General features: G+C 74.0%; 19 protein-coding genes. 9 read left to right on the top strand and 10 right to left on the bottom strand.

What is annotated here, in order from left to right; genetic code table 11:
• Positions 1-62: 62 nt before the first annotated feature.
• Positions 63-1,703, bottom strand: a complete 1,641-nt coding sequence (locus OG559_RS27010; protein WP_405108685.1) for an N-6 DNA methylase — start codon at positions 1,701-1,703, stop codon at positions 63-65.
• A 7-nt stretch (positions 1,704-1,710) separates the two neighbouring features.
• Between OG559_RS27010 and OG559_RS27005 the strand changes: the two genes are divergently transcribed.
• Positions 1,711-1,845: a hypothetical protein gene (locus OG559_RS27005; protein WP_405108683.1), complete on the top strand. Its 135-nt coding sequence runs from the start codon at positions 1,711-1,713 to the stop codon at positions 1,843-1,845.
• Between the two features lie 140 nt (positions 1,846-1,985).
• Positions 1,986-3,329: a hypothetical protein gene (locus OG559_RS27000; RefSeq protein WP_405108680.1), complete on the top strand. Its 1,344-nt coding sequence runs from the start codon at positions 1,986-1,988 to the stop codon at positions 3,327-3,329.
• A gap of 147 nt (positions 3,330-3,476) precedes the next feature.
• On the opposite strand, the gene katG is transcribed toward OG559_RS27000, so the two are convergent.
• Together katG and OG559_RS26990 are read right to left on the bottom strand one after the other, a co-directional pair.
• Complete coding sequence (katG, locus tag OG559_RS26995) at positions 3,477-5,753, bottom strand: catalase/peroxidase HPI (protein WP_405108677.1); 2,277 nt, start codon at positions 5,751-5,753, stop codon at positions 3,477-3,479.
• 23 nt (positions 5,754-5,776) lie between these two features.
• On the bottom strand, positions 5,777-6,205 hold the full coding sequence (locus OG559_RS26990) for a Fur family transcriptional regulator (RefSeq protein ID WP_405108674.1): 429 nt from the start codon (positions 6,203-6,205) through the stop codon (positions 5,777-5,779).
• 204 nt (positions 6,206-6,409) lie between these two features.
• Between OG559_RS26990 and OG559_RS26985 the strand changes: the two genes are divergently transcribed.
• Genes OG559_RS26985 through OG559_RS26960 form a run of 6 tightly spaced genes read left to right on the top strand, consistent with a single transcriptional unit; the run spans position 6,410 to position 12,393 of the window.
• Positions 6,410-7,342 carry an STM4015 family protein gene (locus OG559_RS26985; RefSeq protein WP_405108671.1) on the top strand — a complete coding sequence of 311 codons (933 nt, stop codon included), beginning with the start codon at positions 6,410-6,412 and terminating at the stop codon, positions 7,340-7,342.
• Positions 7,343-7,349: 7 nt separating this feature from the next.
• A complete protein-coding gene (locus OG559_RS26980; RefSeq protein ID WP_405108668.1) occupies positions 7,350-8,297 on the top strand; it encodes an STM4015 family protein in 948 nt (315 codons plus the stop codon).
• Position 8,298: 1 nt separating this feature from the next.
• Positions 8,299-9,399: an STM4014 family protein gene (locus OG559_RS26975; RefSeq protein WP_405108665.1), complete on the top strand. Its 1,101-nt coding sequence runs from the start codon at positions 8,299-8,301 to the stop codon at positions 9,397-9,399.
• The gene (locus OG559_RS26970) at positions 9,387-10,190 is read left to right on the top strand and encodes an STM4013/SEN3800 family hydrolase (RefSeq protein WP_405108662.1); all 804 of its coding nucleotides are present in this window, start codon (positions 9,387-9,389) and stop codon (positions 10,188-10,190) included. The genes OG559_RS26975 and OG559_RS26970 overlap by 13 nt, the downstream gene beginning before the upstream one ends.
• Complete coding sequence (locus tag OG559_RS26965; RefSeq protein WP_405108659.1) at positions 10,187-11,512, top strand: STM4012 family radical SAM protein; 1,326 nt, start codon at positions 10,187-10,189, stop codon at positions 11,510-11,512. Before OG559_RS26970 ends, OG559_RS26965 begins: the two co-directional genes overlap by 4 nt.
• Entirely contained in the window at positions 11,509-12,393 is an 885-nt protein-coding gene (locus OG559_RS26960; protein ID WP_405108656.1) for an STM4011 family radical SAM protein, read from the top strand. Before OG559_RS26965 ends, OG559_RS26960 begins: the two co-directional genes overlap by 4 nt.
• Positions 12,394-12,403: 10 nt before the next feature.
• Here OG559_RS26960 and OG559_RS26955 read toward each other — a convergent pair whose 3' ends face one another.
• The 7 genes from OG559_RS26955 to OG559_RS26925 all read right to left on the bottom strand — a co-directional run bounded on the left by OG559_RS26955 (position 12,404) and on the right by OG559_RS26925 (position 20,979).
• On the bottom strand, positions 12,404-13,261 hold the full coding sequence (locus OG559_RS26955) for an alpha/beta fold hydrolase (protein WP_405108653.1): 858 nt from the start codon (positions 13,259-13,261) through the stop codon (positions 12,404-12,406).
• Positions 13,262-13,328: 67 nt separating this feature from the next.
• Positions 13,329-14,753, bottom strand: coding sequence for a hypothetical protein (locus OG559_RS26950; RefSeq protein ID WP_405108651.1), 1,425 nt, complete (start codon positions 14,751-14,753; stop codon positions 13,329-13,331).
• A gap of 13 nt (positions 14,754-14,766) precedes the next feature.
• A complete protein-coding gene (locus tag OG559_RS26945) occupies positions 14,767-15,198 on the bottom strand; it encodes a hypothetical protein (protein ID WP_405108648.1) in 432 nt (143 codons plus the stop codon).
• Between the two features lie 97 nt (positions 15,199-15,295).
• Entirely contained in the window at positions 15,296-17,332 is a 2,037-nt protein-coding gene (locus tag OG559_RS26940; RefSeq protein ID WP_405116998.1) for a beta-galactosidase, read from the bottom strand.
• A gap of 22 nt (positions 17,333-17,354) precedes the next feature.
• Positions 17,355-18,332 (bottom strand): carbohydrate ABC transporter permease, encoded by a 978-nt coding sequence (locus OG559_RS26935; protein WP_405108645.1) that lies wholly within the window; start codon positions 18,330-18,332, stop codon positions 17,355-17,357.
• Positions 18,329-19,357, bottom strand: a complete 1,029-nt coding sequence (locus tag OG559_RS26930; protein ID WP_396672593.1) for an ABC transporter permease — start codon at positions 19,355-19,357, stop codon at positions 18,329-18,331. Before OG559_RS26930 ends, OG559_RS26935 begins: the two co-directional genes overlap by 4 nt.
• Positions 19,354-20,979 (bottom strand): extracellular solute-binding protein, encoded by a 1,626-nt coding sequence (locus OG559_RS26925; RefSeq protein WP_405108642.1) that lies wholly within the window; start codon positions 20,977-20,979, stop codon positions 19,354-19,356. Before OG559_RS26925 ends, OG559_RS26930 begins: the two co-directional genes overlap by 4 nt.
• Positions 20,980-21,248: 269 nt before the next feature.
• Between OG559_RS26925 and OG559_RS26920 the strand changes: the two genes are divergently transcribed.
• Positions 21,249-22,469: an ROK family protein gene (locus OG559_RS26920; protein ID WP_405108639.1), complete on the top strand. Its 1,221-nt coding sequence runs from the start codon at positions 21,249-21,251 to the stop codon at positions 22,467-22,469.
• The last annotated feature ends 1 nt before the right edge of the window (position 22,470 follow it).

Genomic DNA, 22,470 nt, shown 5'->3' with positions numbered 1-22,470 from the left:
CCGTCAGGTCGGCCCCGCGCCCGGTGGAACGCATGACCGTACAACGCTGTCCGATCAGGGGGCTACCGGCTCCTCAATGGATTGCGCCGCACCTGCGGGTCGTCGGCCGGGAGCAGGCCACCGCTCGCCAGGCCATCGGCGGTGAGCTGGACAAGTTCCGCCCCCAGCGCCGCCGCCTGTCGGATTGCCGACTCGAAGGCGGCGAGCCGCCGAAACGCCTCCCCCTGCGCCCGCTGCTCGCCCAACGGCAGCCGGCGCACCTGCGCCAGCCGGAGGTCGAAGCGCAGCGTCCCGGACAGGCTGGACGCCTGCCTCTCGTTGGCGGAGGTGCGCAGCTGCCCGGCGAGGAACCACGGGTCGAGCGCGGCCGGGTTGGGGCGCAGCAGGTAGAGATTCCGGCCGAGCAGCGCCCCCTCGGCGGTGACGACCCGGGGGGTGAGCTGCAGGGCGATCATCGGCACCACCACGTCGCCGACGGCGAGCGGGACGTCCTGGCCGAGCCTGCCGCCGTCCCGGCCGGAGGCATCCCGGCCGTCGAGGACGTCCTGGGCGGTGAGCACGGGCGGCCCGTCGGGCGGGGAGTCGGGGCCGTCCGGGCCGGCGGACTTGATCGGCCCGATCAGCTCAAGGGCGCCGGTGCGGGCCAGCTCGCCGACGGTGAGGGTGTTCTCCGGGGGGCCGTCGGGCGCGGCGACGACCCGGGGCATCAGCGCCGGCAGGTCGGCGACGAGGGCGGCAAGCCGCTCTCTGGTGCGTACCAGACGCTCGCCCGTCGCCTCGCCCCCGGCGGCGGGTTGGCGGCGGGCGGGGGTGAGGTCGACGTCCTCGTCGAGCAGCTCGATGACCGGGACCGCGCGGGCGAAGCCGGCCTGGTCCACCTCGGCGTCCCCGGCGGCGGTGAAGGCCTGCCAGGCGGCGAGGACCCGCGCCGACAGCGCGGCCGGGTCGCTCCCGGCGGCGTCGACGAGCAGCGCCCGCGCCGGTGGGGGCGCGTCGGCCGCGGCCCGCCGCAGCACCCACAAATGCAGCGGTACGCCGTGCGCCGCGCCCACCCCCGGCGGGAGCGCGATGACGGCGCGCAGCGAGTCGCCGGGGCGGACCTGGCCGGGGGCGTCGTGCAGGGCGAGCCAGAGGCCGGCGAGCGCGGCGAGGTCGGGGTCCAGTTCCTGCCCGTACGCGGCGGTGCAGCCGGCGCGGGCGGCGGCGCGCAGGAGTGCGCCGGTGCCGGCGGCCGGGTCGAGAACGGTGCCACCGCCGACGCCGGCGAGGCCGACCATGAGGTCGGCCAGGTCGGCCAGGTCGTCCGGGGTGGCGGCAGGGCGGCCCGCGCTGTGGGCGGCGAACCGCTGCCACAGCTCGTCAAACGCGCCCTGCGGGCCCCGCTCCTCGGCGAGGGCGTCGAGGTCGGGCAGCAGGGGCGCGAGGTGCGGGTCGACCGGCTGGCGGCGGGGGCGCTCACCGCGCCGGCGGGCCAGCAGCAGAGTGCCGACGGCGGCGAGGCCGGCGGCGGGTGAGCTGCCGGTCCCGGCGAGGTGCCGCCAGATCCGGTCGGCGGTGGAAAGCTCGCCGAGCTTGCCCTGCCCGCGCAGCCACCGCTCCACCTGGGCCAGGTCGAACTCCGGGCTGGCCGCGCTCCCGCCCATGGGGGTGGGGAAGTCGGCGTGCCGCTTGCGCCAGTTGCTGACGGCGGCGCGGCCCACCACCGCGCCCGTGCTCGACCCGATCTTCGACCGGCTGGCCGCCGACGACATGCCGACCGGCACCGCCGAGCTGATCCTCGCCGCGTACGGCGGCGTCGGCGCGGAGCGGACCGTCGAGATCGGACCCGGGCCGGGATTCAGCTGATGGGCACCGGGCGGGCGCGTGGTCAGGCTGCGGGGTGGGGTGTTCGTGGCGCGGGGACGGCGGTAACGTTGCGCCCCATCATGCCCGCATCGCGGCCTCGCGTCGGGCCTGAGGTCGCCGATCGTATGGAGGATGCCGGAATGTCCACCGGGGAGCCGTTCGCGGTACGCAACGAGCCGAACGGGCGGCCGAGCTTCGAGCAGACGCTGCGCGGCTACGACAAGCGGCAGGTCGACCGGTATGTCGAGCAGGTCGAGGCCGGCGCCGCGTCCCTGTCGGCCGAGCGGGACCGGGCGCAGTTCCAACTGCGCAACCACACCCTCCAGTTCCAGCAGCTCCAGGCGGAGCTGACCGAGCTGCGCCAGCGCCCGGCGCAGGTGGACCGGGCGTCCTTCAGGGACCTGGGGCCGGTGGTCGACCAGATCCTCGCGCTCGCCGAGAAGCAGGCCGGGCTGATCGCGGAGACCGCCACACAGCGGGCCGGCGAGTTGCAGGGCGAGGCGGAGCGGGTCCTGCTGGAGGCGCGGGAGCACGCCGCCCAGACGCTGCACGACCTGGAGGCGGAGCTGTCGGCCCGGCGCGCCGAGCAGGAGAAGGCGTACGAGGAGCGGCGCTCGGCGGCCGAGGCGCAGCTCGCGGACATCCAGGAGCTGGTGGAGCAGCTTCGGGTGGACGGCGAGGCCGCCCACGAGCACGCCCAGCAGGAGGCGAAGCGGATCAACGAGCTGACCGCCCAGCAGGTGGAGCAGGCCCGCGTCGCGGCCGAGGCGCTGACCAAGGCGGCCCGTACCCAGATCCAGCAGGAGGTCCAGGCGGCGCGCGCGCAGAGCCAGCAGGAGTTGACCCAGTGGCGGGTCAACGTGGAGCGGGAGATCAACGAGCGGCGGGCGGCGGCCGAGCAGGAGCTGGCCGAGCACCGGGCGGCGGCCGAGCGGGACGTGGCCGGCCAGCTCACCGCCGCGGAGGAGAAGATCGCCACGCTGATCGCCGAGGCGCAGCAGTACTCGACGGAGGTGCGCAAGCGCGCCGACGAGCAGGCGACCGTGCACCAGGAGCAGCTCACCGCCGTGCAGCAGGAGGTCGGCGGCCAGCGGCAGGCGCTGAACCAGCTGCACGCCGAGCTGGACGGCGCCCAGCAGCAGCTCGCCCGGGTCCGCCAGGAGGGGGCCGCGGTCGAGCACCAGGTCAACCAGTTGCAGCAACACCTGGGCGAGATCCGGCAGGAACTGGCAGTCGAGACGAGCCGGCTGGAGGAGGCGCGCCGTTCGGCCGACTCGGTCGAGCAGCACGCCAAGGACGTCCGGGCCCGGGTGCAGCGCGAGGCGAAGCGGGTGGCGGACCTGGCCGCCGCTGCGGTGATGGCCGCCGCGGCCGGGGGCGGCGAGACCGCCGAGTACCCGACGGTGCGGTCCCGCCCGGAGGCGGGCCGGCCCGCCGGGGCAACCGGCCAACAGCCCGCGCCCGAGGTGGCCGCGAGCGCCTGACCTGGCCGCCTCCGACACGTGAGCGTCAGTCGTCCTCGGCCCGGGGGCCGGGATGGCGGGCGTGCATCAGGTCGACCAGCGCGGTGGTACGGACGGGCCCCGGTCGATCGCTGGTGGATCGGCCGGGGCCCGTCGTGCGAAGCCGGGTCAGGCGAGGTCGAACCGGTCGAGCTCCATGACCTTGGTCCAGGCTGCGACGAAGTCGGCCACGAACTTGTCTCGCGCGTCCTGGCTGGCGTAGACCTCCGCGAGGGCCCGTAGCTGGGAGTTGGAGCCGAAGATGAGGTCGACCGCGGTGGCGGTCCACTTCACCTCATCGGTGCCCAGGTCCCGGATCTCGTACCCGTGCTCCTCGGACTCCGACGCCTTCCACCGGGTGTTCGGGGAGAGCAGGTTGGAGAAGAAGTCGTTGGTGAGCACGCCGGGTCGTTCGGTGAGGACGCCGTGCCGCGTGCCGCCGACGTTGGCCCCGAGCGAGCGTAGGCCGCCGATGAGGACGGTCATCTCGGGCGCGGTCAGGCTGAGCATGTAGGCACGGTCGAGGAGCAGCACCTCCGGCTGGGTCTTCTCGCCGGGACGCAGGTAGTTGCGGAACCCGTCGGCGCGCGGCTCGAGGACCCGGAAGGACTCGGCGTCGGTCTGCTCCGCGGTGGCGTCGGTGCGGCCCGGGCGGAACGGCACGGTCACCTCGACGCCGGCGTCGCGCGCCGCCTTCTCGACGGCGGCCGAGCCGGCCAGCACGATCAGGTCCGCGAGCGAGATCTTCGCGCCGCCGGCGGAGTTGAACTCCCGCTGGATGCCCTCGAGGGTCGCCAGGACCGTCGCGAGTTGCTCGGGCTCGTTGACCTCCCAGCTGCGCTGCGGCTCAAGACGGATCCGCGCGCCGTTGGCGCCGCCGCGCTTGTCGGTGGACCGGAAACTCGCGGCCGAGGCCCAGGCGGTGGAGACGAGCTGGGCGGTCGTCAGGCCGGACTGGAGGACCTTCGCCTTGAGGGCGGCGACGTCGGCGTCACCCACCAGCTCGTGGTCGACGGCCGGCACCGCGTCCTGCCACAGCTGGGGCTCGGCGACCCACGGCCCGAGGAAGCGGCTGACCGGACCCATGTCGCGGTGCAGCAGCTTGTACCAAGCCTTGGCGAACGCCAACGCGAACTCGTCGGGGTTCTCCAGGAAGCGGCGCGAGATCTTCTCGTACGCCGGGTCGAGGCGCAGCGACAGGTCGGTCGTGAGCATCGTCGGCTTGTGCTTCTTCGACGGGTCGTGGGCGTCCGGGATGATCGCCTCGGCGTCCTTGGCGACCCACTGCTTCGCGCCGCCGGGGCTCCTGGTGAGTTCCCACTCGTAGCCGAAGAGGATCTCGAAGAACCGGTTGCTCCACTGCGTCGGCCGGTCGGTCCACGTCACCTCGAGACCGCTGGTGATCGTGTCCCCGCCCTTGCCGCTGCCGTGGGTGCTCAGCCAGCCCAGGCCCTGCGTCTCCAGCGGGGCGGCCTCGGGCTCGGGGCCCACGTGGTCGTCGGCGACGCCGGCGCCATGGGTCTTGCCGAAGGTGTGGCCACCGGCGATGAGGGCGACGGTCTCCTCGTCGTTCATCGCCATCCGGGCGAAGGTCTCCCGGATGAAGTGCGCCGCCGCGACCGGGTCCGCGTTGCCGCGGGGGCCCTCCGGGTTGACGTAGATCAGACCCATCTCGGTCGCCCCGACGCCGGCCGCCATCTCCTTCTCGGAGGCGTAGCGCTCGTCGCCGAGCCAGGTGTCCTCCGGACCCCAGAAGATCTCCTCGGGCTCCCAGACGTCCTCCCGGCCGAAGCCGAAGCCGAAGGTCTTGAAGCCCATCGACTCCAGGGCGACGTTGCCGGCGAGCACGAGCAGGTCGGCCCATGAGACCTGCTGGCCGTACTTCTGCTTGACCGGCCAGAGCAGCCGGCGGGCCTTGTCGAGGTTGGCGTTGTCCGGCCAGCTGTTGAGCGGGGCGAACCGCTGACCGCCGTCGCCGGCGCCGCCGCGACCGTCCTCGATGCGGTAGGTGCCCGCGGCGTGCCAGCTCATCCGGATCATCAGGCCGCCGTAGTGCCCGAAGTCGGCCGGCCACCAGTCCTGCGAGGTCGTGAGGGCCTGGGTGATGTCCCGCTTGAGGGCCTCGACGTCGAGCTTGGCGACCTCCCTGGCGTAGCTGAAGCTCTCCCCCAACGGGTTGCCCTTGGCCGAGTGGGCGTGCAACACCGAGAGGTCGAGCTGGTTGGGCCACCAGTCCCGGTTGGTGCGCGGACGCCCCCCGGTCTTCGGCGTCGGCGAGTCGATCGCCGGGTTCTCGCTCTCGCTGCCGTGCGCGGTCACGGAGTCGTGCGCGACCGGGCAGCCGGCCGCCTCCTTCTTGTCCACGCCCTGCGCGCTGGAGGGGGCGTTGCCCTGGGTGTCACTCATCTGCATCCTTCCGAACTGGCGGATCACTGGGAGTTACGTTCGGTCGCACAGTCGGGGCAGGTGCCCCAGTAGACGACCTCCGCCTCGTCGACCGCGAAACCGTGGCCGTCCGAGGCGGTGAGACAGGGAGCATGGCCGACAGCGCAGTCGACGTCGGCGATCGCGCCGCAGGAGCGGCACACGACATGATGGTGGTTGTCCCCCACCCGGGACTCGTACCGGGCGATCGCACCGGCGGGCTGGATGCGCCGCACCAGACCGGCGTCGGTGAGCGCCCGCAACACGTCATACACCGCCTGGTGGGAGACCGTGGGCTGATCCGCCCGTACCAGCGCGATCACCGTGTCGGTGTCGACATGCGAATGGTCGCGCAGCGCTGCGAGCACCGCCAACCGGGGCCGGGTCACACGCAACGAGACCGCGCGCAGCTGAGCCTCGAAGTCGGACGGCACGTGATGACCATAGTCCACTCTTCTGGAACGAATCAATTTTCACCCAGGTTCGATCCGCGCATCTTCGACGCGGAGACCTGGCCGACCAGCCGGTAGAGCCCCCGCCCTGGCCGGATCGACCGGCCGCCACCCGCCGGTGATCTTCCTGTCGGTACGGGCTGTTACGGTCGCGCCGCCGCTGAACCAGTCGAGCCGGAGGTTGGCGTGATCAGGTCCCATCTGTCGTCGTTCACCGGGCTGCCCGTGCTGCCCTTCACCCCCGGGATGGCCCTGCCCGACGATCCGTCGGCGGTCGCCTGGCGGCTGGAGGTGGAGGACTTCGAGGCCGACCCGGAGGAGTTCGCCACCCTGGTCGCGGCCCTGCGCGCCGAGGTGCCCGCCGACGCGGTCCGCGCCCTGGTGATCGGCGAGTGGGGCTCGGCGTACGAGGAGGCGCCGCCGATCGACCTCCTGGTCGACGCGGCGCAGCAGTGGACGTCGCTGCGGGCGATCTTCCTCGCCGACCTGGTTGGCGAGCAGTGCGAGATCTCCTGGCTCACGCACGGTGACATCACCCCGCTGCTCGCGGCGTACCCGTCGCTGGAGGTCCTGTGGGTGCGCGGGGCCAACGAGCTGCGTCTCGACCCGGTGCGGCACGACGGGCTGCGGGAGCTGGTCTTCCAGACCGGCGGGCTGCCCGGGTCGGTGACCCGCGCGGTCGGCGGCTGCGACCTGCCCGCGTTGGAGCGCCTCGAGCTGTGGCTCGGCCGGCAGGACTACGGCGGCGACACGACCGTGGACGACCTGGCCGAGGTGCTGGCCGGCACCCGGCTGCCGGCGCTGCGCCACCTCGCGGTGAGCAACGACGCGTTCGCCGACCGGATGGCGCAGGCCGTCGCCGCCGCGCCGGTGGTCCGCCAACTGGAGGTCCTCGACCTGTCCAAGGGGGTGTTCACCGACGCCGGCGCGGAGGCGCTGCTGGCCGGGCAGTCGCTGACCCACCTGCGCCGCCTCGACCTGCACCACCACTTCCTCTCCGAGTCCGCGCGCGAGCGGATCGTCGCCGCCCTGCCCGGCGTCGAGGTCGACCTGTCGGACGCGCAGGAGGCCCACATGTACGACGGCGACGAGTACCGCTTCACCGCGGTCGGGGAGTGAGCCGGCCGTGACCGTCGGATCCCACGCCGACTTCTTCGCCGGCCGCACCGTCATCGAGGTCCCCGCCGACGGCCCGCTGCCCGACGCCGACGGCCCCACCGCCTGGCGGATCGCCGCGAACGACTGGGACAACAGCACCGACCACAAGCTCAACCCCCAGTTCCGCGACGCGTTCGAGCGGTTCGTCGACCGGGCGGGCGAGTCCGTGGAGGCCCTGGTGATCGGCTCCTGGGGATACGCCGCGTTCAACGAGGCCCCGATCGTCCAGCTATGCGAGGCCGCGCCGCGCCTACCCCACCTGAAGGCCCTCTTCCTCGGCGACATCGTCGCCGAGGAGTGCGAGATCTCCTGGATGCGGGTGGGTGACGTCAGCCCGCTGCTGACCGCCTACCCCGGCCTGGAGGTGCTGCGGGTGCGCGGCGGGGAGGACTTCCGGTTCTCCCCGGTGCGCCACGAGCGGCTGCGCCAGTTGGAGGTGCAGAGCGGCGGGCTACGCCCCGCCTTCGTCCGGGCGGTGCTCGACTCCGAACTGCCCGCCCTGGACGAGCTGGAGCTGTGGCTCGGCACCCCCGACTACGGCGGCGAGACCAGCGTGGCGGACCTGGCCCCGCTGCTGGCCGGGGAGCGGTTCCCCGCGCTGCGGCGGCTCGGGCTGTGCAACTCCGAGATCGCCGACGACATCGCCGAGGCCCTCGCCGCCGCGCCGGTGGTGCAGCGGCTGGAGGCGCTGGACCTGTCGCTGGGCACCCTCGGCGACCGGGGGGCCCTCGCCCTGGCCGGCGGGCAGCCGCTGACCCACCTCGCCAAGCTGGACCTGAGCCACCACTACGCCTCCGAGGACACCGTCGCGGCGGTGAAGGCGGCCCTGCCGGGCGTGTGGGTGGACCTGTCCGACCCGCAGGAGGAGGACGAGGACGAGGGCGAGACGTACCGGTACACGGCGGTGTCGGAGTGACATGCGGCTGACCGTCGTCGGCAACCCCGACAACCGGCGCGTCGGCCTGTTCACCCGGGCCGTGCTGGCCGCCGGCCTGCCCCGGCCGGCGGTGCTGCCCTGGGTCGACGTGCTCACCGGGGCGGCACCGCCGCCAGCGGGCGCACTGGTGCGCGTCGACTCTCCCGGCGAGGACCCGGAGGTGGACCGGCTGCTGCGTCGGGCGGCCGGCCCGGCCCGGCACGGCGAGCTGATCGGCCTCGCCGACACGTACGCGGGGCTGGTCGACGGCCTCGGCCGGGTCGCGGCGGGCGGCGCGGAACTGCTCAACGACCCGGCCGACGTGGCCGCGCTGTGCGACAAGCGCCGCTGCCACGCCCTGCTGTCCGCCGCCGGGGTCGCGGTGCCGGGCGCGCTGCCCCCGGTCGACGGGTACGTGGGCCTGCGCGCGGCGATGGCGCAGGCGGGCTGGGCGCGGGTGTTCGTCAAGCCCGCGCACGGCTCGTCGGCGGCGGGGGTGATCGCCCTCGCGGTCGGTCCCGGCCGGATCCGGGCGGTCACCCCGATCGAGGTCGCCCCGGACGGGTTGTTCAACTCGCTGCGGGTGCGCCACTACGACGACGAGGCCACCGTCGCCGCGCTCGTCGACCGGCTCGCCCCAGAAGGGCTGCACGTGGAGCGGTGGCTGCCCAAGGCGGGGCTCGGCGACCGGGTCGTCGACCTGCGGGTGGTGGTGGTCGCCGGCCGGCCCAGCCACGCGGTGGTGCGCGCCGCCCGGGGGCCGATGACGAACCTGCACCTGGGCAACGCGCGCGGCGACCTGGTCGAGCTGCGGGACGCCGCCGGGCCCGCGGCGTGGGCGGCGGCGATGGAGACCTGCGAGCGGGCCGCGGCGTGCTTCCCACGCAGCCTGCACGTCGGCGTCGACCTGATGTTCCTGCTCGGCTGGCGGCGGCACGCGGTGGCGGAGGTCAACGCGTTCGGGGACCTGCTGCCCGGGGTGCTGTCCGACGGCCGGGACACCTACGCCGAGCAGGTGCACGCCCTGACCAGCGGCCGGTGGGACCGCTGGCGGGCGGCCGGGGCGCGCGCCGGGCGGGAGGTGGTCGCGTGCGGACCCTGATCGGCAGTCACGACATCTGCCTGGTCACCCTGGACACGCTGCGCTGGGACGTTGCCGACGGGCTGGCCGCAGCCGGGCGCACCCCGCAGCTCGCGCGGGCGCTGCCGGGCGGCCGGTGGGAGCGCCGGCACTCCCCCGCGAGCTTCACCTACGCCGCGCACCACGCGTTCTTCGCCGGCTTCCTGCCCACCCCGGTCACCCCGGGCCGGCACGAGCGGCTGTACGCGGCGGCGTTCCCCGGCAGCGAGACCGCAGGCTCCGACACCTGGGTCTTCGACGCGCCGGACCTGCCGACCGCCCTGGCCGGGGAGGGTTACCACACGCTCTGCCTGGGTGGGGTGGGGTTCTTCAACCGGCGCAGCCCGCTCGGGTCGGTGCTGCCCGGCCTGTTCGCCGAGGCGCACTGGGAGCCGGAGTTCGGGGTCACCTCCCCCACCTGCCTGGACGCCCAGCTCGACCGGCTGGCCGAGGTGCTGCCCCGGGTCCCCGCGCGGCAGCCGCTGTTCACGTTCCTCAACGTCGCGGCGCTGCACCAGCCCAACCGGCACTACGTTCCCGGCGCCGAGCACGACGGCCCGGCCAGCCACGCCGCCGCCCTGGAGTACGTCGACAGCCGCATCGGCCGGCTGTTCGCCCTGCTCACCGGGCGCGGCCGGCCGGTGTTCACGATCATCTGCTCCGATCACGGCACGGCGTACGGGGAGGACGGCCACACCGGCCACCGGATCGGCCACGACGTGGTGTGGACGGTCCCGTACGCCCACTTCACCCTGCAACCGGGAGAATGGTGACCAGCACCGACACGGGCCTCGACGGCTCGCCGTACCAGCAGTACCTGTACGCGTACCCGCACAAGACCTCGTACCGGGCGCTAAAGCCCCGGCCGCCGCTGGCCGACGTGTGGCGGGCCGAGGCGCGCGACGCGCTCTTCCTCTACGTCCACCTGCCGTTCTGCGAGATGCGGTGCGGGTTCTGCAACCTGTTCACCCGGGCCAACGCGCCCGCCGAGCAGGTGACGGCGTACCTGCGGCAGCTACGCCGGCAGGCCCAGCGGGTGGCCGACGCGCTCGGCGGCGACGCCGGGTACGCCCGCACGGCCCTCGGCGGCGGCACGCCGACCTACCTGACCGCCGACGAGCTGACCGAGCTGTTCGACATCGCCACGTCCACGCTCGGCGCGCGGCTGCCCGGCGTACCGCTGTCGGTGGAGACGTCGCCGGCCACCGCGACGCCGGACCGGCTCGCGGTGCTCGCCGCGCACGGCACCACCAGGGTGAGCATCGGCGTGCAGAGCTTCCTCGACGTCGAGGCCCGCGCCGCCGGCCGGCCACAGCGCCGCACGGAGGTGGAGGCCGCCCTCGGCGCGATCCGCGACGCGCGGATCCCGGTGCTCAACATCGACCTGATCTACGGCATCGACGGGCAGACCGCCGACACCTGGCGGCAGAGCCTGGACGCGGCGCTCGCGTGGCGGCCGGAGGAGCTGTACCTGTACCCGCTGTACGTGCGACCGCTGACCGGGCTGGGCCGGCGGGCGCACGGCCGGGCGGACTGGGACGCGCAGCGGCTCGCCCTGTACGAGCAGGCGGTGGACGCCCTCGGCGCGGCCGGGTACCGGCAGGAGTCGATGCGGCAGTTCCGCCGGGCCGACGTGCCGGCGCCGGACGGCCCGGACTACTGCTGCCAGGACGACGGGATGGTGGGGCTGGGCTGCGGCGCGCGCTCCTACACCACGGGCCTGCACTACTCGTTCGACTACGCGGTGAGCGTGTCCGAGGTGCGGGTGGTGCTCGACGACTACCTGGCCCGGCCGGCCGACGACTTCAGGTTCGCCGAGTTCGGGTTCACCCTCGACGACACCGAGCAGCGCCGCCGCTGGCTGCTCAAGTCGCTGCTGCGCGCCGAGGGCGTGGACCCGGTCGCGTACCGGGCCCGGTTCGGCCGCCCGCCCGGCGAGGACTTCCCCGAGCTGGGACGGCTGGTCGACCGGGGCTGGGCCGCCGACGGCGGGCTGCGGCTCACCCCGGCGGGGCTGGCCCGCTCCGACGCCGTCGGCCCGTGGCTGACCTCCGCGCAGGTGCGCAGCGCGATGACCGGGTACGTGCCGCGATGAATCCGGCCGATCGGTGCGGCGGGGAGGCGGGCCTGGCGATCCTCTACCGGGGCCCCCTGGCGAGCTGCAACTACGACTGCCCGTACTGCCCGTTCGCGAAGCGGCGCGACCCGCCGGAGCTGCTGGCGGAGGACCGGGCGGCGCTCGCCCGGTTCACCGACTGGGTGGCCGCCAGCACCGACATGCGGCTGTCGGTGCTGTTCACCCCGTGGGGCGAGGGGCTGACCCGCCGCTGGTACCGGGACGCCATGGTGGCGCTGTCGCACCTGCCGCACGTCGACCGGGTGGTCATCCAGACCAACCTGGCCGCCCGGGTGGACTGGCTCGCCGACGCCGACCCGGCCCGGGCGGCACTGTGGACGACGTACCATCCGGGGCAGGTCACCCGGGAGCGTTTCCTGGCCCGCTGCGCGCGGCTGGCGGAGCTGGGGGTCCGGTTCTCGGTCGGGGTGGTCGGCCTGCCGGAGCACCTCGACGAGGCGCGGGCCCTGCGCGCCGCGCTGCCGCCCGAGGTGTACCTGTGGGTGAACGCCGCCGAGGGCCGCCGCTACGACGCCGCCGAGGAGGCGACCTGGACGGCGCTGGACCCGCTGTTCGGCTACAGCGTGCGCCCGCACCTGTCGCTGGACCGGCCGTGCCACGCCGGGGAGACGGCGATCTCCGTGCTCGGCGACGGCACGGTGCGCCGCTGCCACTTCGTCCCGGAGCCGATCGGCAACCTGTACGACGGGTCGTGGCGGGCCGCGCTGCGCCCCCGCACGTGCGTCAACGCGGTCTGCGACTGCCACATCGGGTACGTCCACCTCAAGCCGCTCGGGCTACGCGACGTGTTCGCCGGCGGCCTGCTGGAGCGCATCCCGGCCGCCTGGCCGCCCGGCTGACCCACCCGGGTCAGGGCTGCCCGGTCGGCTCGTGGGCCGTGGTGTGGCCGAGGATCACCTCGGCGAGCCCGGGGCCGACCGCCTCCGACAGGGCGTGACCCAGCCCGGGGACGGTGACGAGCCGGGCGTTGCCCAGCAGCGCGGCAAGGTGCCGCGCGGCGGCGGTGCCGGCGATGGGATCGGCCGGGGAGTCGACCACGAGGGCGGGGGTGGTGGTCGCCTTCAGCTCCGTTGCCCGGTCGAGGCCGTCCTGGCTGGCCTGCGCGTGCGCCCCGGTGTTGTCGTGCCGGCCCGCGTGGTCCATGATGCGCTCCTCCCGACGCCGGAACTCCTCGGCGTCGAAGGGCAGCTCGCCGCCGTTGAGGATGCGCCAGTGCTCCACCCGCCAGGCAATCTCGGCGGCGCGGTCGCGCGGCTGGAGCATCGTCTCCCAGTACGCCAGCAGCTCGGGGTCGGGCCCCTGCGCGTCGGCGGGCCCGCCGTCCATCGGCGGGGTGCCGACGAAGGTGGCCGTCGCCACCCGCTCGGGGTGGTCGAGCAGCAGCAGCTGCGTCAGCATGCCGCCCATGGACATGCCGACGACGTGGGCGCGTGTGACGTCCAGCGCGTCGAGCAGCTTCACGGCGTCGGCGGCCAGTTCGACGATCGGGTACGGATGCTCGGCGAAGGACCAGGTCGAGCGGCCCGTGTCGCGGTGGTCGTAGCGGATCACGCGGTGCCGGCGAGCCAGCGCGTCGAGCAGGGAGTCCGGCCAGGTCAGGCCGGAGGCGTGCGCGCCCATGACGAGCAGCAGCGCCGGGGCGGCCGGATCGCCGCGCTCCTCGGCCCACAACCGCACCCCGGGCGCTACGTCGATGTGATGTTCCATGCCCGACAGGGTGGCCGATGATCGGTGCGCCGTCCACCGGGTTGCCCGGGCGGTCCCGGCGGCTGATCTACCTGCCCCGCTGACGCGTTGCCGCGCCCAACCCCGCCAGGACCCCGATGACGTAGCAGCCCACAGCGATCAGCGCCAGGAACCCGAGCATCAGCACCTCGGTGAAGCTGATACCGCCCGCCCCGGGCGCCGACTGGAGGGCCAGCCGCTCGTGCCGGGCCGTGGAGTAGGCGTATGCGGCCGCACCCCCCATCACCCAGATACCGAACGCCTGGGACCCGTAAACCAGCGCGGTGTGCACGTCGGGCCACCACGTCGCGGACGAACGCAGGTCCGGGCGGTACGCCCCGCCGAGCCGCACGGCCGACCGGACGAGGACCGCCCCGGCTCCCACCCCAGCCATCAGGACCAGCACGGTGAGGACGCCGGCGGCCCCGGCATCGAGAAAGCCCCAGGTGAGCCAGACGGTCAGGGTGAGGGCGAGCGTCCAGCCGGCCACGAGGGCCAGCGCGCGGCCGGCCGCCCCGGCGCGGGCCTGGAGGGAGGTCCGGGCGGCCTCGAGGTCCGCCCGGAGCCTCCGGTCGCGCTCCCGGGCGAGCCGGTCCCGCTCGGCGCGGCGGGCGTCCGCCTCGGCCAACAGTCGCGCGGCCTCCCACAGGGCCCGCTCCCGCTCCTGCCGGGCCTGCTCCTGCTCCTGCCGGGCCTGCTCCGCCTCGCGCTCCCGCTCCCGTTCGCGCTCCCACTCGCGCTCCCACTGGGCGCGTTCCTGCGGCGAGACGTACGGGGACAGTGACCGCCAGGCCTCGTACTCCCACAGCGGGTGCTCGTCGGCAACGTCGGCGGGGACCGGCCAGCGCCGGTCGGACGCCACGACGACCCACAGCCCGTCCACCGACCGGCCCGGCAGCAGCGCAGCCACGCTGGGCCTACTCGCCGCGTAACTGAAGTCCAGCCCGTCGACGACCAGCACGAGCCGCTCGCCACGGCGGCGGCACGCCGCCGCCGCGTCCACGTACCGGCCCAGCAGGTGGGTCCGCCGGGTCACCCTCGTCAGGTGCGCCGGCATCACCCCGTCGGTCAGCTCGACCAACTGCTCCAGCACGACGTCGGTGTAGGCGTCGGTGAGGCGCTGCCCGTCGTGGGCGGCCGGGAAGAACGACACCACCCGTACGCCGGGCGGGGGGTGCAGCACGAACCACGACAGCAGGGCGGTCTTGCCCGCCCCCGTTTCGGCCTGCCAGCACAGGTACGGGCGCTGAGCGTCGGCGGTGCAGAAGTCCGCGAGCGCCGCCAGCTCGGCCTCGCGGTCGCACAGCCGCGCCGGGGCGATCCTGCGCACCTGCTCCGGGTACGCCGAGCGCACCATCGGACCGAAGGTGTTGATCTGGACGTTGTGGTCGCCGAACTGCATGCCCCGGCCGTGCCGGGCGTCGACGCCCGGCTTCCGGCCCCTCTTCCCTGGGGCCCGGCCGTCGGTCGTCATCTGGCGGCCCGCCTCAGTGGAACGTGTTGTGCTGGGTGTTGTTGCTGCCGAGCTGCACGCCGCGAGCCTCGCGCAGGTCCACGTGCCCCACCTCGGTCCGACCGGACGCCTCCACCCGGGCCAGCAGCTCCCGCGCCGCCGACAGGATCTCCTCGTCCCGGTCCGCGCCGCTGCGGACGAGGTCCTCCGTCAGCCGCACCTGCCACGCTCCCGGGGTCGACTCCTCCGCCTCCAGGGCCTGCAACGCCTCCCTGCCCCGCCCGGTCAACCGGCGCAGCAGCAGATCCCGCAGCCCGTCGTAACCGTTACGAATCGCGAGACTGGTCGCGTCGGTGATCCCCGTCGTCACGCCCGCCGTTGCCCCCGCCGCCATCGCCGCGAGGACCAACTCCACACCGGACACTCCAGCCCTCGTTCCCTCGACCCGCTTGCGTTCCCCGTCCATTCCACACCACCGGGCCCGCGCCGACCATCACCGGCGCGGGCGACGGAGCCGGCGCGGTGTCGGGTTCCGGTCAGGCCGGTCCGGTTCGGCGTGGGCCTCAGCGTGCGGCGAGGTCCTCCCGGACGACGGCGACGCCACCGGCGGGAACCTCCACGGCGGTGTCGACGGTCGCGCCGGTGAGCAGCTCCACCCCGGCGGCCGGCACCCGGTGCGGGCGGTCGGTGTGGTTGAGCAGGAACAGCCAGCTTCCCCGGGCGGAGCGGCGGCGGACCGCTTCCACCCCGGCGGGGGCGGCCGGGCAGGTCGGGGCCGCGCCCGCGCCGAGGGCCGCGTCGGTGAGCAGCCGCCGGTAGGTGTCGTCGTCGGGGCGGGTGGAGACGTACCAGGCGGTGCCCGCGCCGTGCCGGTGGCGGGTCACGGCCGGCTGCCCGGCGAGCACCCCACCCGCGTACGCCCGGACCGGCTCGGCCCCGGCGAGCCGGACGGTCTCCGCCCAGATCCGCCCGGTCCCACCCCCGGTCAGGGGGACCTCGTCGCCGTCGGCGAGGGGGTGGAACTCCTCCACCCGGACGCCGAGCACGTCGCGGAACGCCCCGGGGTAGCCTCCGGTCCGGACCCGGGCGTGCTCGTCGGCGACCCCGCTCAGCCAGGTCACCACGAGGTGACCGCCACCGTGGATGTACGCCCGGACCCACTCGGCGGTGACGTCGGAGGTCAGGTAGAGCGCGGGAAGGACGAGCAGCCCGTACCCGTCGAGGGGGTCGCCGGGCAGGACCACGTCGCAGCCGAAGCCGGCCCGCCACAGCGCCCGGTGCGCCGCCGCGACCTCCTCGTGGTGGTTGAGTCGCTGCGAGGGCAGGCCGGGGTGTTGCAGGGCCCACCCGCAGGCGGCGTCCCAGCCGATCGCCACGGACGCCTCGACGGTCGCGCCGTCGGCCTCGGCGACCCGCTCCAGGGCCTCGCCGAGGGCGACGGTCTCCCGGAACACCCGGCTGTCCGGGCCGGCGTGCGGCACGAGCGCGGAGTGGAAGCGTTCCGCCCCGCCGGCCGGGGCCCGCCACTGGAAGTACATCGCGCCGCGCGAGCCCCGGCCCACGTGGGCGAGGCTGTGCCGGGCCATCCGGCCGGGCTCCTTGGTGTGCATCCGCCCGGCGGTGTAGATCAGGTTCGGGGCGCTCTCCATCAGCAGCCACGCCGCGCCCCCGGCGGCGTCGCCGGGCGTCCCCGCGCCGGCCCGGCGGCGGGCGCCGTGCCGGGCCCAGCCCCGGGCCAGGTCCGCCGCCAGGGCGGTCTGCTCCTCCGCGCCGCCGTCCACGGCGGACGGATAGTGGTCGACGGCCACCAGGTCCACCTCGGCGGCCCAGCGGGCGTGGTCCACCGGCACCCAGTCGCCGAGGACGTAGTTGGTGGTGACCGGCACCGCCGGGTTCGCCGCCCGCAGCAGGTCGCGCTGCTCGGCGTACGCCTCCAGCAGGGTGTCGGACCAGAACCGGCGGAAGTCGAGCAGCTGCCCGGGGTTGGCCAGGTACTGGGTGGCCCGGGGAGTGCTGACCTGCGCCCAGTCGGAGTAGTGCTGGCTCCAGAAGCTGGTGGCCCAGGCGGCGTTGAGCGTGTCGAGGTCGCCGTGGCGGGCAGCCAGCCAGCGCCGGAACGCCATCGCGGCGTGCTCGCAGTGGCAGGTGGTGCCGTACTCGTTGTGCACGTGCCACAGGGCCAGCGCCGGGTGGTGGGCGTAGCGGTCGGCGAGGACGGCGGCGATCCGGCGGGCCGCGGCCCGGTACGCGGGCGCGGCGGCGCAGTAGGTGTCCCGGCTGCCGTGGTGCAGCCGTACCCCGTCGGCGGTCACCGGCAGCGCGCCCGGGTGGGCCAGCGAGAACCAGGGCGGCGGCGAGGCGGTCGGGGTAGCCAGGGCGGCGGCGATGCCGTGCTCGCCCAGCAGGTCCAACGCCCGGTCGAGCCAGTCGAAGTCGTACCGGGCGGGGGCGGGTTCGAGGCGGGACCAGGCGAACACGCCGACGGTGACGAGGTTGACCCGGGCCCGGCGCATGAGGTCGACGTCCTCCCGCCACACCCGCTCGGGCCACTGCTCGGGATTCCAGTCCCCGCCGTAGCGGAGCCGGCCCTCGTCCCACATGTCGTACCGTCCGTTCACTGGTTCAGCCCTTCACGGCGCCGGTTATGACGCCCTTGGTGAAGTGCCGCTGCACGAACGGGTAGACGATCACCGCCGGGACGACGGTCACCACCACCACGGCCATCTTCACCGCCAGGGTCGGCGGGTACGCCGTGACGCCGGGCAGGCTGATCGAGGCGCCCGAGACGTTCGGCGACTGGCCGGCCAGGATGTAGCTCTGCAACACCCGTTGGATCGGGAACTTGTCGTTGTCGTCGATGTAGAGCACCGAGTTGAAGTAGGCGTTCCAGTAGCCGACCGCGTAGAACAGGCCGACCACCGCGATCACCGCCTTCGACAGCGGCAGCATGATCCGGGTGAGGATGCGGAACTCGCCCGCCCCGTCGATGTGGGCGCTGTCCAGCAGCTCGCCGGGCACCTTCATGAAGAACGCCCGGACGACCACGAGGTTGAACACGCTGATCGCGCTGGGCAGGATCAGCGACCAGATGCTGTCCTTGAGCCCCAGGCCGGTGACCACCAGGTAGCTGGGCACCAGGCCGGGGAAGATGAGGAAGGTCAGCAGGAAGAAGAACAGCAGCCCCCGGTGCCCGACCGAGCCGGGCCGGGACAGCCCGTACGCGGCGAGGACGGTGAGCACCAGGCTGACCGTCGTGCCGAGCACGGTGACCAGGGTGCTGATCCAGACGGCCCGGGTGATCTGGCCGCCGTTGAAGATGGTGAGGTACGCCGACAGGTCGATCTCCCGGGGCACCATCACCATGCCGCCGGCCGCGTCGATCGTGTCCCGGGAGGCGAGGCTGGTCACCAGCACCGCCCACAGGGGCACGAGCACGGCCGCGACGAGCAGGGCGAGCACGACGCCCTTGCCGAGGACACCGACCGGCGACGGCGGCTCCTCCCACGGGGCTCGCCGGGCGCCCCGCCGCCGGGTGCGCGGCGGGCCGCCCACCGATGGACCCGCCGGCACCGGCCCGACGCCACTGAGCTGTGTGGTCATGACTTGGAGTACACCCCCTGCTCGCCGAGTCTGTGCGCGATCTTGTTGGCCGCGACGATGAGGAGCAGCCCGACCACGGCCTTGAACAGCCCGGCTGCGGCGCCCAGCCCCCACTGCTGGGTGGCGATGGCCTGGTAGTAGACGAACGTGTCGAGCACCTCCGCGGCGTCCCGGCCGACCGCCTCCCGCTGGAGGATGAACTGCTCGAACCCGACCGACAGCGCGTCGCCCAGCCGCATGATGAGCAGCAGCACGATCACCGGGCGCAGGCCGGGCAGGGTGATGTGCCACAGCCGCCGCCACCGGCCGGCCCCGTCGGCGGCCGCCGCCTCGTACAGGTTGGAGTCGATTGCGGACAGCGCGGCCAGGAAGACGATCGCGCCCCAGCCGACGTCCTTCCACACCGACTCGGCGGTGACCAGCACGATGAAGGTGTCCGGGTTGGTCATGATGTTCCACGGTTGCAGGCCGGCCTCGCGCATCTCCTGGGCCAGCAGGCCGGCCCCGCCGAGCATCTGCACGAAGAACGTCACCACCAGCACCCAGCTGAAGAAGTGCGGCAGGTAGACGACGCTCTGCACGAAGCCGCGCACCCGGCCGGAGACGAGGCTGTTGAGCAGGATCGCCAGCAGGATCGGCAGCGGGAAGAAGAACACGATCTGGAACGCGGTGATGGTGAGGGTGTTGCGCACGGCGTCCCAGAACAGCGGGTCGGAGAACAGGGCCTCGAAGTTGCCGAAGCCGATCCACTCGCTGTACAGGAACGCCTCGACCGGGTCGTCGCCGACGAACGGGTTGTAGTCCTGGAAGGCGATGATGTTGCCGAGCGTTGGCAGGTAGTGGAAGACCAGCAGCAGCGCGGCGGCCGGCGCGGTCATCGCCAGCAGCGGCCAGTCCCGGCGCAGCCGGGCCCGCAGGGAGGCCCGGGGCCGAGTGGCCCGCCGGGGTTCCCGCCGCCCGGGGGGCGGGGCCTCGCCGGCCGCCGCCGGCGCGTCGACCGCGCCGGCGGTGCCCGGGCCGCTCATCGGCCGTTGTCGGCGAGCGCCTTCTCGAAGAACGCGCGCCCCTCCTCGCCCCCGGAGGCGAGGAACTCCTTCGTCACCTGGTCGAGGTCGCCGATCGGCCGGCGGCCGCGCAGGATGTCCCGGATCTTGTCCTCCGTCGGCTGGATGATCTTCGACCAGTTGGCGGGCAGCTCCAGCTTGATCCCGGCGAACAGGTCCCTCTCCAGCAGGCCGATGTTCTTCTTGTAGTAGTCGAGGTAGTCCTGGACGAAGTTCGGGGTGTCGCCGCTGCGGACCTTCACCGGGACCCGGCCGCCGATGTGGGTGTACTGGGCGCCCAGTTCCTTGCGGCCCAGTTCGGTCGGGATCGGGCTGCCGTCGGCCGCGCGGGTGAAGTGCCGGCCCTCCACGCCGTACTCGCGCAGCTCGAACTCGCGGCTGCCGAACGGCGCGGCGCACCAGTTGAGCACCCGCAGCAGCTCGTCGACCCGGGCGGCGCCGAGGCCCTTCTTGAGGAAGGTGAAGAAGACCGGCTTCTCGCTGCCCCAGATGACGGTCTGACCGCCGGACACCCCGAACACCGGCATCGGCTGCATGTTGAAGCTCGCCAGCACCTTGGACTGCTCGCCCTGCATGCCCTGCCAGGCGCCGAGCCCGTCCTGGAACATCAGGATCTTGCCCGCCTTGAAGAGCTGCTTCTCGTCGGCGCCCTTGCTGGAGACCGTGTCGGGGTGCACCAGCCCGTCGGAGAACAGCTTGGCGGTGAACTCCAGCGCGGCACGGTAGGCCGGGTTCTCGAACTTGTGCTCCAGGCCGCCGTCGGGCTTCTTGCGCCAGATCTGCTGGCAGCCGAAGAACTGCTGGACCATGTCGAAGACGCTGCCGAAGGCCCAGACCCCCTTGCCGGGGTCGGTGAGCTTCTTCCCCAGCTCGTACAGCTCGTCGGGGGAGGTCGGGGCGGCCAGGCCCGCCTTGTCGACCAGGTCCTTGCGGTGGAACAGCGCCCAGGCGAACGGGCCGTCGGTAGGGAACGGCACGGCGTGCAGCCGCCCGCCCCAGACCGAGTACTCCCACGCGCCGGTGGGCAGCGCGGCGAGGTACGGGTACTTCGCGGCGGCGTCGCCCTTGAGGTGGTCGGTCAGGTCCTCGAACAGCGCCTTGACCGCGTCGGAGAACCGGGCGACCTTGTCGACCTCCCAGTTCGGCACGCTGAGCAGGTCGGGCACGTCCCGGGCGCCGAGCATGGCGTTGAGTTTGTCGGCGTACGTGGTGCCGTCCTGCAGGCTCGGGTTCACGTCGACGCCCAGCTTGCCGTTGACCGCCGCCAGGTAGGAGTTGTTGCCCAGGGTCGGCGGGGTGGGGCCCCACCAGGGGCTCATGGAGCGGATCGCCCCGCCGCCCCTGCCGGGCTGCTCGGTGACCGCGTCGACGAGCTGCTGGGGGTACGTGAGGTAGCCCTCGGGGATCGCCCCCTCCCCCGGGATGTCCGGCTTGAGCACCTCGGCCGACTTGTAGGTGGGCAGCACGGACCGGATGGCGTCGGCCTTGGTGGCGCTGCCCTTGCTGCCGGCTTCCTTGCTGCAGCCGGCGAGGGTGGCGCCGCCCATCGTCGCGGCGGTGCCGAGACCGATCAGACGCAGCATGGTCCGGCGATCGGTGGATGCGCCTGGCAGGGACGGCTTCACGGCGCACTCCCTTCATCTGACAGGCGGGGCTTGCGGAGCACGAGCGCCCGGCTAGGATTAGTTGGGGTACTAGCCGAACAAACTAATCGACGGTGATCCGACCCACAAGGGAGCGGCGCCCGCGCCACCGGCGAGGCCCGGGGTCGTCCGGTGGGGCGGCCGGGTGCGCGATGATGGACGCGCGAACCGACCGGGATCGCACCGGCAGCGCAGGGAGCGGGCAGATCTTGATCAGCAGGCAGAACGACCCGCAGCCGACCGACCTCGGCGACGTGCGGGTCGCCAACCGGGCCGTGGTGCTGCGACACGTCCGGGTGCACGCCCCCTGCTCCCGGGCCGACATCGCGGCGCACACCGGGCTCAACAAGGCCACCGTCTCCAGCCTCGTCGCCGAGCTGATCGACCGCCGGCTGCTGCGCGAGACCGGGCTGACCGAGCACCGGGTCGGTCGGCCGGCCACCATGCTCGTGCTCGACGGCGAGCCGTACGCCGCCCTGGGTCTGGAGATCGGCGTCGACGAGCTGGTGGCGGTCGCGGTCGACCTCGGTGGCAACCGGCTGCTCACCTGGCGTCGCGCCTTCCCCGCCCCCTCGTCCCCGCCGGACGAGACGGTCCGCGCCCTCGCCGCGCTGGCCCGCCGGGCCGTCGCCCGGGTCACCGGCCAGGGGCGGACCGTGCTCGGCCTCACCGTCGGCGTGCCCGGCCTGGTCGACCCGGCCGGCTGCGTGCCGCTGTCGCCCGCGCTCGGCTGGCGCGACGTCCCGCTCGCCGCCGCGCTGCGCGCCGCGCTGCGCAACCCGGAGTTCACCGTCACGGCGGACAACGAGGCGAACCTCGCCGCCCTGGCCGAGCAGCGGCACGGCGCCCACGCCGGGGCGGCCAACCTGGTCCACCTCACCGGCGGCGCCGGGATCGGCGCCGGGGTGATCGCCGACGGTCGGCTGCTGCGCGGCGGGCGGGGCTTCGCCGGCGAGATCGGGCACCTGACCCTCGACCCGGCCGGCCCCGCCTGCGCCTGCGGGCAGGCCGGCTGCCTGGAGGCGCTGACCGGGCTGCCCGCAGTGGTGCGCCGGCTGCTGCCCGACACCGCCGAGGACAGGCCGGTCACCGACTTCCTGCCGGAACTCGACCGGATCCGGGCCCTCGCCGGGCAGGACGACCCGACCGTGCGGGCCGGGCTGGCCGAGATCGGCCGCCACCTCGGGCACGGGGTGGCCCTGCTCGCCAACCTGGTCAATCCCGAGGCGGTGCTGGTCGGGGGCCACTACGCGGCGCTGGGGCCGTGGCTGCTGCCCGCGGCCCGGGCCGAACTCGTTACCCGGACCCTCGCGCCTCAGGCGGGCGGGTGCCGGCTGGAGGCGTCGACCCTGGGCGGGGCGGCGACCGCGCTCGGGGGCGCGACCGCCGCGCTGGCCACCGTCGAGAGTGGCCGGCTGCCCACCCGCTGAG

The sequence above is a fragment of the Micromonospora sp. NBC_01405 genome (genome assembly GCF_045040155.1).
Classification (GTDB): domain Bacteria; phylum Actinomycetota; class Actinomycetes; order Mycobacteriales; family Micromonosporaceae; genus Micromonospora.
The sequence above is the reverse complement of the archived record's forward strand: the minus strand, read 5'-3'. Positions and strand labels throughout refer to the sequence as shown.

Coding starts and splice junctions, on each gene's coding strand:
- OG559_RS27000 (WP_405108680.1), top strand. CDS start 1,986: ATGTCCACCGGGGAGCCGTTCGCGGTACGCAACGAGCCGAACGGGCGG.
- katG (WP_405108677.1), bottom strand. CDS start 5,753: ATGAGTGACACCCAGGGCAACGCCCCCTCCAGCGCGCAGGGCGTGGAC.
- OG559_RS26975 (WP_405108665.1), top strand. CDS start 8,299: ATGCGGCTGACCGTCGTCGGCAACCCCGACAACCGGCGCGTCGGCCTG.
- OG559_RS26960 (WP_405108656.1), top strand. CDS start 11,509: ATGAATCCGGCCGATCGGTGCGGCGGGGAGGCGGGCCTGGCGATCCTC.
- OG559_RS26955 (WP_405108653.1), bottom strand. CDS start 13,261: ATGGAACATCACATCGACGTAGCGCCCGGGGTGCGGTTGTGGGCCGAG.
- OG559_RS26950 (WP_405108651.1), bottom strand. CDS start 14,753: ATGACGACCGACGGCCGGGCCCCAGGGAAGAGGGGCCGGAAGCCGGGC.
- OG559_RS26945 (WP_405108648.1), bottom strand. CDS start 15,198: ATGGACGGGGAACGCAAGCGGGTCGAGGGAACGAGGGCTGGAGTGTCC.
- OG559_RS26940 (WP_405116998.1), bottom strand. CDS start 17,332: ATGTGGGACGAGGGCCGGCTCCGCTACGGCGGGGACTGGAATCCCGAG.
- OG559_RS26935 (WP_405108645.1), bottom strand. CDS start 18,332: ATGACCACACAGCTCAGTGGCGTCGGGCCGGTGCCGGCGGGTCCATCG.
- OG559_RS26930 (WP_396672593.1), bottom strand. CDS start 19,357: ATGAGCGGCCCGGGCACCGCCGGCGCGGTCGACGCGCCGGCGGCGGCC.
- OG559_RS26925 (WP_405108642.1), bottom strand. CDS start 20,979: ATGCTGCGTCTGATCGGTCTCGGCACCGCCGCGACGATGGGCGGCGCC.